Genomic DNA, 9568 nt, shown 5'->3' with positions numbered 1-9568 from the left:
GGCCACCAGCCGTGCCTGCTCAGGACAGCGAGCAGGGGTTTCCGTTGACGGTGACCAGACCCGGCCTGGGGTTGGCGCCGCCGTTGGTCGTGGCGTTGAAGCCGAACGTCACCGTGCCGCCGGGCGCGATCTTGGCGTTGTACGACTCGTTGCGTGCCGTCACCGTGGCGCCGGCCTGGGTGACCTTCGCCAGCCATGCCTCCCGGACGCGCTGGTCACCGGTGAACGCGAACCGCACGGCCCAGCCGTTGACGGTGGTGGCGCCGGTGTTGCGCACGGTCAACTGCGCCGTGAAGCCGGTGCCGCCCTGCCAGGCGCCGTAGTTGACGTAGCTCACCGAGCAGGTGCTGGCCGGCACCGCGCCGGCCTCGCCCTGGTCGGCCAGGAACGAGGAGATCCAGGCCAACGCCGAGTTCCAGTTGATCGCGACCTCGTTGGTCGAGTACGAGTTGATGTCGTCGACGTAGCAGAACATCGGCTTGCAGCCGGCGAGCAACTGCGCCGCGAACGGATCCTGCAGGGCCGCGTTCGCGCCACCGGCGAGGGAGCCGTCGGGCGGGCGGGGCAGGTCGGGGTTGAGCTGGTGGCCGAAGATCCGGCTGTGCTGGTTCTGCGCGTTGTGTTCGCCCCAGCCGGTGACGTACGAGATGTTCAGGGCGTTGCGGCCGAGGATGTAGTCCATCGCCTGGACGGCACCGTCGCGGTAGGTGGCGTTGCGGGTCAGGTCGAAGGCGGTGGCCAGGACGATGGCGTTGTTGATGATGCTGCTGTTGCCGCCCCAGAAGTAGCTGTTGGCGTCACCGGGCATCGGCAGCCCGTACGCCTGCCGGCGCAGCTCGGCCAGGTACGCGTCGGCGGCGCCGGTGACCGAGGCGCGGACCCGGGTCAGCTCGGCGGCCGGCAGCCCGCTCGGCACGGTGGCCAGGTCGAGGCGGCCGAGCGCCGCGACGCTCTGCCAGCCGAAGCCCCGCGGGTCGAACACGTCGCCGGTGTGGTGCGGCGAGGCGCTCAGGTCGGTCAGGTAGGTCTGCTCCCCGGTGCTGAGGTACAGCTCGACCGCCGCCCAGTAGAACTCGTCGGTGACGTTGCTGTCGTCGTACGCGCCGCCGCCGGTGCCGTCGTTGGGGCTGGCGTACACCGCGGGATGGGCCTTGGCGGCGGCGTAGGCCGTCTTCGCGGCAGTGGCGCAGCGGCGGGCGAACGCCGCGTCGTAGGGGGCGAACAGCCGCGCGCACTGGGCGGCGGTGGCGGCCAGGTTGAGGGTGGCCGCGGTCGACGGCGGGTGCAGCTCACGTGGCTGCGGGTCGTCCTGCGGGGCGAGCGGCAGCCCGGTCCAGTTCTGGTCGTGGATCTTGTGGTGGACCATGCCGGCGAGGGGCTTACCGGCCGGCACCTGCATGCGCAGCAGGAACTCCAGCTCCCAGCGGGCCTCGTCGAGGATGTCCGGCACGCCGTTGCCGCGCTCGGGCACCCGCAGCGAGCTGTCGGCCAGCCTCGCGCCACCGTCGGCGGTGGCCGCCGTCTTGGTCCGCTCGAACGTGTTGAGCAGCTGGTAGGTGGCGATGCCGCCGTTGACCACGTACTTGCCGTGGTCGCCGGCGTCGTACCAGCCGCCGCGCACGTCGAGCGAGTAGTCGCAGACGCCCGGCTGGCAGGGCACGCTGGTGTCGCCCCGGTTGGGCGCGACGCCGAGGTGACCGGCCGGGCGGGCGTACTCGTCGCCGATCAGGTCACCGTCGATGGCGATGCCGCTGCGCTGGGCGTAGAAGAACTGCAACGAGTCGGCGCGCAGCCGGTCGTAGAGGGTGCCGGAGATGTCGAACGGGTGGCTGGTCTCGCCGTCGACGGTGAGCGTCAGCCCCGCTCCCGGGGTGCGGTAGCTGGAGAAGTCGACGGTCTGCACGTTCTGCCCGGAGGCGGCGTCCACGCCACGCGTGGTGGTGGTGCCGCTGGCCAGGACCGCGCCGGCGGCCGAGCGGAGCTGCCAGGGCAGCGGCGCGGTCGCCTCGGTGACCACAGTGGCGTTCTTCGGCCCGCCCGGCAGGTAGCCGACCTGGTTGACGCGCACCCGTGGCCCGGTGTCCGGCTCGTACGGCTCGGGCGGCTCGCCGCCGCGCAGCGAGACGTCGTCCAGGCAGATGGTCTGCGTCGCGGCGCTGCCGCCGACCTGGAAGATCAGTTGGGCGTTCGGGTTGTCGTCCGGCACGGTGAAGGTCTTCTCGACCCGCTGGGCGGTGCCGGTCGCGGTGGCGTCCACAGCGGCGTACGTCGTGTACGGGGCGCTGCCGAGCTGCAGCACGGCCTTGACCGTCGCGCCGGGGGTGGCGGAGACGGCGAAGCCGAGGGTGTATTCGGCGCCCGCGATCAGCGGCACCCCGTCCTGGCCGATGCCGGCGTCCCAGGGGTTGGCCAGCCCGCCGGGGACCGTGGTGCAGAGCCGGCCGTCGGTGACCGCGAGCGCACCGGTGCCGAAGGAGAACCAGGGGCTCACGCCGGCGCTGAAGTCGCCGTTGTCGATCTGCTCGGGGGCGTCCGGTGGAGGGTCGGCGTGGGCCGCGCCGGCGCCCGCGCCGGTGAGGGCCAGAGTGGTCGCCGCAGCCAACAGGAGGCGGCGTCGGGATGGCGTCACGGGGAGTCCTTCCGGGACGGGAAGAGGAACGGTGATGGTGGTGCGGTGGTGTCGAAAACCTGGGAGCGCTCCCAAGTATCGGCTCGATGTTTCCAGCGGCGGATCGCCCTGTCAATTGATCCGACTGGATGGGTTCTGGCGCGCGACGAGGGCGGCCGGTCCGGCCGCGCACTGTCGTCGCGTCGGCCGGGCAGCGTGAGATTGGCCGCGCCACGCCCCGTCGTCCTGATCTCCTAGAGACAACTGCGCCCTTCGCCTGGCAGGCTGCCTCCCATGACCCTGAAGCTGCGTTCCGTGGGAACGAGCGACCGTGGGCTGATCCGCAGCGGAAACCAGGACGCCCTACACGCCGGCACCTGGCTCGTCGCCGTCGCCGACGGCATGGGCGGAATGGCCGCCGGTGACCTGGCCAGCTCGCTCACCATCGACGCGGTCGCTCCGCTGGACGTGGAGACACCCGAGGACGCTCTGGTGGCCGCCCTGCAGGACGGCATCGCGCTGGCCACCGCCCGCATCCGGCAGGCGGTCGCCGACGACCCCGAGCGCCAGGGCATGGGCACCACGCTGACCGCCCTGCTCTTCGCGCGTACCGGCAGCTGCCTGGCCCTCGCCCACGTCGGAGACTCGCGGGCCTACCTGTTCCGCGAGGGTGTGCTCAAGCAGGTCACCCGCGACGACACCTTCGTCCAGATGCTCGTCGACCAGGGCGTGATCACCGCGGACCAGGCGAGCAGCCACCCGCGCCGGGCGGTCGTCACCCAGGCGTTGCAGGGCGAGGACGTCTCCCCGTCGTACGCGACGATGGTGCCCCGGGCCGGCGACCGGTGGCTGCTGTGCAGCGACGGCCTCTCCAACGTCGTCCGCCCGGACACCCTGGCCGAGGTGCTCACCGGCTACCCGGACCGGTCCGCCTGCGCCGGCAAGCTGATCGACCTGGCGCTGCACGCCGGCGGGCCGGACAACGTCACAGTGGTGGTGGCCGACGTCGTCGAGGAGTAGCCCCTCCTCAGCGCCGACGCGGCGCGGCACGCCGCGTGGGCGTCGCCGTGCCCGGGTCCTCCGGCCACGGATGTCGGGGATAGCGACCGCGCAGCTCCGAGCGGACCTGCGGATAGCCGGTACGCCAGAACGACGCGAGATCCGCGGTGACCGCCACCGGTCGGCCGGCGGGGGAGAGCAGGTGCAGCAGCACCGGCACCCGGCCGCCTCCGACGCGCGGGGCCGCCGGCCAGCCGAACGTCTCCTGAAGCTTGACCGCCAGCACCGGCGCCGCCGGATCGGCGTAGTCGACCCGGATCCGCGAGCCGCTGGGCACCTCGATGCGTTCCGGCGCCAGCTCGTCGAGGCGCGCGGCCTGGGCCCACGGCAACAGCCGGCGCAGCGCCGAGGTCACGTCCACACGGCTCAGGTCGGCGCGTCGCCGGGCAGCGGCCAGTTCCGGCCCCAGCCACGTCGGGGCGGTCGCGAGCAGCGCCTCGTCGCTGACGTCGGGCCACTCGTCGCCGAGGTGGTGCCGGCAGAACGCCATCCGCTCGCGCAGCCCCCGTGCCGCCGGCGTCCACGGCAGCAGCCCCAGCCCCTCCTGGCGCAGGCCGGACAGCAGCGCCGCCGCCACCTCCGCCCGGTCCGGGCGGTCCAGCCGCCGCGCCACCAGCTCGATCGCGCCCAGCCGGGTGACCTCCCGGGCCACCACGTCCCCGTCGGACCAGCCCACCTCGCGGCGCGTGGACAGCAGCGGGCCGGCCGCCTCTCGGGCGGTCGCCTCGTCCAGCGGGGTGGCCCGGCGGATCCGCGCCGACGGCGCGCCGGGGCGGCGGTCGGCGACGGCCACCGCGAGCCAGTCGGACCCGGCCAGCCCCGATCCGACCGCCAGCTCCGCGGCGGTCCCACCCGTCATGAGGTACGCGGACCCGCCCGGCCGCCGCACCCGGGCCAGCCGCTCGGGGTACGCGAGACCGACCAGCAGCCCGGCGGCGAGATCGTCGGTGAGTCCGCCCGAGGCTGCCCGCCCACCGGCGGGCAGCGCGGCGCGTAACCGGCGTACCTCGGTGCGCCAGCGGGCCGTGGCGCCCGCGTCGGTCCCGGCGCGCAGCCGACGCCAGCCGGCCACCAGGTCGTCGCCCGGGCCGGCCGCGCTCTCCTCGGCGACCAGGGCCACCACCTCGGCGGCGCGGTCCGCGCCGACCCGACCGGCGCCGTCGAGCAGCGCACGGGCCAGCCGCGGGTGCGCCCCGGCGGAGGCGATCACCCGGCCCCGCCCGGTGATCCGGCCCGTCCCGTCGACCGCGCCCAGCGTCTCGAGGGTGTCCCGGGCCACCGCCATCGCCGCGGCCGGCGGCGGATCGGGCAGCGCCAGCCCGACGCCGTCGGGGCGCCCCCAGGCGGCCAGCTCCAACGCGAACCCGGTCAGGTCGGCGGTGGCGATCTCCGGCTCCGGCCGGGCGGGCAGCCGCTCGTGGGTCGCCTCGGACCAGCAGCGGTAGACGTACCCCGGGGCCTCCCGGCCGGCCCGGCCAGCCCGCTGGGTGGCGGCGGCCCGGGAGACCGGCACGGTGATCAGCGCGCCCAGTCCACGGGCCAGATCGATGCGGGGCACCCGGGAGAGTCCGGCGTCCACCACCACCCGCACGCCCGGCACGGTGAGGCTCGTCTCGGCCAGCGCGGTGGACAGCACCACGCGACGCCGGCCGTCGGGGACGCCGGGACGCAGGGCCGCGTCCTGCTCGGCGGCGCGCTGGCGGCCGTGCAACGGCAGCAGGTCGACGGTGTCCCGCAGGTCGCCGAGCCGTCCGGCGACCGCGGCGATCTCTCCGGCCCCGGGCAGGAAGACCAGCACGTCGCCGTCGTGCTCGCGTAGCGCCCGACGGACGGTGGCGGCCACGTGGTCGAGCAGGGCGCGGTCCACCGGCCCGGCCCCCGGCGGCGCGACCGGCCGCGGCGGCGGCGCCCAGATCCGCCGTACCGGGTGCAGCGCCGACTCGGCCCGGACCACCGGGGCGGCGGCGGTCCCGCCGAGCAGCGCGGCGAACCGGTCGGTGTCCGGCGTGGCGGACATCGCGAGCAGCCACAGGTCCGGTCGGAGGGTGGCCCGGGCCTCCACCGTGAACGCGAGTGCGAGGTCGGCGTCGAGCTGCCGCTCGTGGCACTCGTCGAGCAGCACCGCACCGGTGCCGGGCAGCTCCGGGTCGTGGTGCAGCCGGCGGACCAGCAGGCCGGTGGTGACCACCTCGATCCGGGTGGCCGGGCCGACCCGGCGCTCGCCGCGTACGGCGTAGCCGACCCGGTCGCCGACGCGCTCGCCGAGCAGCTCGGCCATCCGCCGGGCCGCGGCGCGCGCCGCCACCCGCCGGGGTTGGGCGATCACCACCCGCCCGTCGACCCGGTCGGCCACCGCCAACGGCGCGAGAGTGGTCTTGCCGGTGCCCGGCGGGGCGACCAGGACCGCGGCGCCGGCCGCGTCGAGCGCGGTCAGCAGCGCCGGCAACGCCGGACGGACCGGCAGGTCCAGGGTTACGTCGGAGAGCACGGCCCAGTCTCGCACCGGTGCGGGGGACTCAGCCGCGACGGACCTCGGGAAGACCGTGCAGGAACGAACGCCAGGCGGCCGAGCCGAACGCGAGCACCGGGCCGGAGCGATCCTTGCTGTCCCGGACGGCGACCCGACCGTCGACTGTCGCGACCTCCACGCAGTTGCCGTTGCCACTGCTGCGCGTGCTGGTGCGCCAGTCCGCCCGGGTCAGGTCGAGCGCCGTCATCCGTGGTACCTCTCGTCTGCGTCGGCGTGCCGCAGACGCGGTCACGCAAAGTTACGAGAAGCCTCCTTGAGGTGGGTCAGCGACGCCCCCGGATCGAGTGCCATCCGGCACAGCTCCTCGTGCAGAAGGCTATACCCGAGCACATGATCGGCATCCTCCAGAGCCAGGCCCATCGTAAGGTTATCCAGGTAAACCACTGACGCGTCGGCGGCGTCGGCGAAGTTGAGGATCACGTACGGGGTGGTCATCGCCGGATGCTCGCCGGCCGCGAACGGCAGTACCTGAATTGTCACGTTGGGTAACTGGGCGATGTGGCTCATGTGGGCCAGTTGCTCGGCCATCACGGCGGGGCCGCCGACCGGGCGCAGCAACACGGCCTCGTTGAGCACCACCGACAACCCGACGGGGTCCTCGCGGCGCAGCACCTCCTGGCGGCGCAGCCGGGCCGCGACCTTGCGCTCCACGCCGTCCTCGCCGGCCGTGCGGCGGAAGATCGCCCGGGCGTACGCCTCGGTCTGCAGCAGTCCGGGCACCGACTCGGCCTCGTACGTGCGCAGCGCCGCCGCCTCCGCCTCCAGTCCGACGTAGAACTCGAACCACTCCGGCAACACGTCGCTGTAGTTCTGCCACCAGCCGCGCTGCTGCGCGCCCCGGGCGATCTCGATCAGCGCCTCGGCGTCCGCGCCGGTGACCTGGTACAGGGCGAGCGCCGCCCGCACGTCGCGGGGCTTGATGCCGATCTGCGCGGTCTCGATCCGGGACAGGTTGCTCTTGGACATGTCGAGCTGGCGGGCGGCCACGTCGAGGGTCATGCCCGCCCGTTCCCGGAGCTGGCGGAGCTCGCGTGCGATGCGCCGACGGCGCACGGTGGGGCTGGCGGCGGGCCGGATGGTGGAGGCGGCGGTCACCGTCCGAGTCTGTCACGACAAGATCCGCAGGTCGCGCCTGCACGGAGTGCAACTTTCAAATCTGGGAGTTGCGTTGCAGTAGCCGTCGGTGCATCCTTTTCCGGGCGCGAACACTGTGGACACAGCCGAGCGGGAGGACCGTTTGCTCATCGCCGACGAGTTCTTTCTCATCGCCCACAACGACACCCGCGGCAAGGCCAAGCTCCACCCGGCGGCGACCGGCCTCGGCCTGGCCGCCGGGCTCCTCGGTGAGCTGACCCTCTACGGGCACATCACCGTCTCGGGTGGACAGGTCACCGTCATCGACCGGCGCCCACCCGCCGACGCGCTGGCGCACACCGTGCTCGACCAGTTGATCGGTGAGTCGCAGCACCGGGCCGTGAACGTCTGGCTCAGCTTTCTGGCGCAGAGCGCGACGACCTCGGTGGGCGAGCGGCTCGCCCGGGCCGGCGTACTGCGCCGCCACGAGAGCCGGCGGCTGCTCCGTACCTCGGTCAGCTATCTGCCGATCGACCTCAACGCCGTGGCCTGGCCGGCCACCCGGCTGCGGGCGCTGCTGGAACGCCCCGACCCGCCGAGCGTGCCGGACGCGCTGCTGCTCGGCCTGGTCGTGGCCGCCGGGCTGACCCGCGAGGTGCTGTGGAGCGCCGGCCCCCGCGCCCACCACCGGCTGAACGTCCTCATCCCCGCGCTACCGGCGCCCCTGAAGGAGCTCGTCGGGCACACCGAGGCCGCCGTCGGCGCAGCCGTGCTGCGCGGCATCCCCTGATTCCCCCGGTAACCCCAACCCCTCCCCCTCGACAACCGGAGTAGTCGTATGCCATCGACATCGACAGTCGACCGACCCAGCAATGTCTCCGAAGCCCTCGCGAGGGGACGCCTCGGCGTCCCCTCGGTCATCTTCTTCGTCCTGTCCGCAGCCGCGCCGCTGACCGTGGTGGCCGGCGTCGTCACCACCGGCTACGGCGTCATCGGCGTGACCGGCATCCCGCTGGCCTTCCTGGTGGTCGCCGCGGTGCTCGCCCTGTTCTCGGTCGGCTACGTGGCGATGTCCCGCCAGGTCGAGAACGCCGGCGCCTTCTACGCCTACATCTCGCGTGGCCTCGGCCGGCCGGCCGGCGTCGGCGCCGCCTGGGTGGCGCTGATCGCGTACAACGCGCTCCAGGTCGGGCTCTACGGCACCATCGGCGTCGCGGCCGAGCCGGTGCTCGACCGGATCTTCGGCGGACACCCGCACTGGTCGATCGTCGCCCTGGTGGCGTGGGCGCTGGTCGGCCTGCTCGGCCTGCTGCGGGTCGACATCAACGGCCTGGTGCTCGCCGCGCTGCTGGTCGCCGAGATCGTGGTCATCCTCGTCTTCGACCTGGGCCAGCTCGGCAACCCGGCCGACGGTCAGGTGAGCTTCGCCGCCCTGTCGCCGGACAACCTCTTCGTGCCGGGGGTGGGCGCGGTGCTGGTGCTGGCCATCCTCGGGTTCGTCGGCTTCGAGTCCGCGGTGGTGTTCAGCGAGGAGAGCAAGGACCCGAAGCGGACGGTGCCGCTGGCGACGTACCTCTCGGTGGCGATCATCGCCGGGCTGTACGCGCTCTCGTCCTGGACCATGACCGTCGCCGTCGGGCCGGACAAGATCGTCGCTGAGGCCGGGGAGCAGAGCGTCGGGCTGATCTTCAACCTGGCCGCCGCCCAGCTCGGCGACACCGCGGTCACCATCGGGCAGGCGCTCTTCCTGACCTCGGTGCTCGCCGCGATGATCTCGTTCCACAACACCACGGCCCGCTACACCTTCGCGCTGGGCCGGGAGCGGGTGCTGCCGGCGGTGTTCGGGCAGACCTCGCCGCGGACCGGCTCGCCCCGGGCCGCGTCGCTGGCACAGAGCGTCCTCGGCCTGCTGGTCATCCTGCTCTACACCGTCAACGGCTGGGACCCGGTGGTCCAGCTGTTCTTCTGGGGCGGCACCACCGGCGGGTTCGGCGTCCTGCTGCTCATCGCCACCACCTCGGTGGCGGTGATCGCCTACTTCGTCCGCCACGGCGGCGAGACCCTCTGGCGCCGGGCCATCGCACCCGGCCTGGCCACCGTCGCACTCGTCGTGATCATCTGGTTGGCCGTGTCGAACTTCGCCAACCTGCTCGGCGTCGCACCCGACTCCAACCTGCGCTGGGAGCTGCCCGCCGTCTACCCGGTGGCGGCCGCGCTGGGCATCGCGTGGGCGCTGCTGCTGCGCGCCAACCGTCCGGACACGTACGCCCGGATCGGTCTCGGCGCGGCGAGCGCCG

Annotated in this window: 7 protein-coding genes; 3 read left to right on the top strand and 4 right to left on the bottom strand. The window is 73.6% G+C overall.

Annotation, left to right across the window (positions count from 1 at the left end; genetic code table 11):
• Positions 1-19: 19 nt before the first annotated feature.
• Positions 20-2629, bottom strand: coding sequence for a glycoside hydrolase family 9 protein (locus AB0J68_RS18700; protein WP_363939611.1), 2610 nt, complete (start codon positions 2627-2629; stop codon positions 20-22).
• Between the two features lie 273 nt (positions 2630-2902).
• On the opposite strand from AB0J68_RS18700, the gene AB0J68_RS18695 reads away from it, so the two are divergent.
• Positions 2903-3628 (top strand): protein phosphatase 2C domain-containing protein, encoded by a 726-nt coding sequence (locus AB0J68_RS18695; RefSeq protein WP_234587811.1) that lies wholly within the window; start codon positions 2903-2905, stop codon positions 3626-3628.
• 7 nt (positions 3629-3635) lie between these two features.
• Here AB0J68_RS18695 and hrpB read toward each other — a convergent pair whose 3' ends face one another.
• From hrpB to AB0J68_RS18680, 3 genes are read right to left on the bottom strand one after another with little or no spacing between them, the layout of a single operon-like run.
• Positions 3636-6155: an ATP-dependent helicase HrpB gene (gene hrpB, locus AB0J68_RS18690; RefSeq protein WP_363939613.1), complete on the bottom strand. Its 2520-nt coding sequence runs from the start codon at positions 6153-6155 to the stop codon at positions 3636-3638.
• Positions 6156-6183: 28 nt separating this feature from the next.
• Complete coding sequence (locus AB0J68_RS18685) at positions 6184-6384, bottom strand: DUF397 domain-containing protein (protein WP_354858273.1); 201 nt, start codon at positions 6382-6384, stop codon at positions 6184-6186.
• Between the two features lie 41 nt (positions 6385-6425).
• Positions 6426-7250 (bottom strand): helix-turn-helix transcriptional regulator, encoded by an 825-nt coding sequence (locus AB0J68_RS18680; protein ID WP_355065765.1) that lies wholly within the window; start codon positions 7248-7250, stop codon positions 6426-6428.
• 184 nt (positions 7251-7434) lie between these two features.
• On the opposite strand from AB0J68_RS18680, the gene AB0J68_RS18675 reads away from it, so the two are divergent.
• Positions 7435-8061, top strand: a complete 627-nt coding sequence (locus AB0J68_RS18675; RefSeq protein WP_354858351.1) for a GPP34 family phosphoprotein — start codon at positions 7435-7437, stop codon at positions 8059-8061.
• Positions 8062-8109: 48 nt separating this feature from the next.
• Positions 8110-9568, top strand: a 1459-nt coding sequence (locus AB0J68_RS18670; RefSeq protein WP_363939608.1) for an APC family permease, incomplete at its 3' end; no start/stop codon positions are given.

This window comes from Micromonospora sp. NPDC049580 (genome assembly GCF_040675595.1).
GTDB lineage: Bacteria > Actinomycetota > Actinomycetes > Mycobacteriales > Micromonosporaceae > Micromonospora.
This window is presented reverse-complemented; position numbering and strand designations above follow the sequence as displayed.

Coding starts and splice junctions, on each gene's coding strand:
- AB0J68_RS18695 (WP_234587811.1), top strand. CDS start 2,903: ATGACCCTGAAGCTGCGTTCCGTGGGAACGAGCGACCGTGGGCTGATC.
- AB0J68_RS18685 (WP_354858273.1), bottom strand. CDS start 6,384: ATGACGGCGCTCGACCTGACCCGGGCGGACTGGCGCACCAGCACGCGC.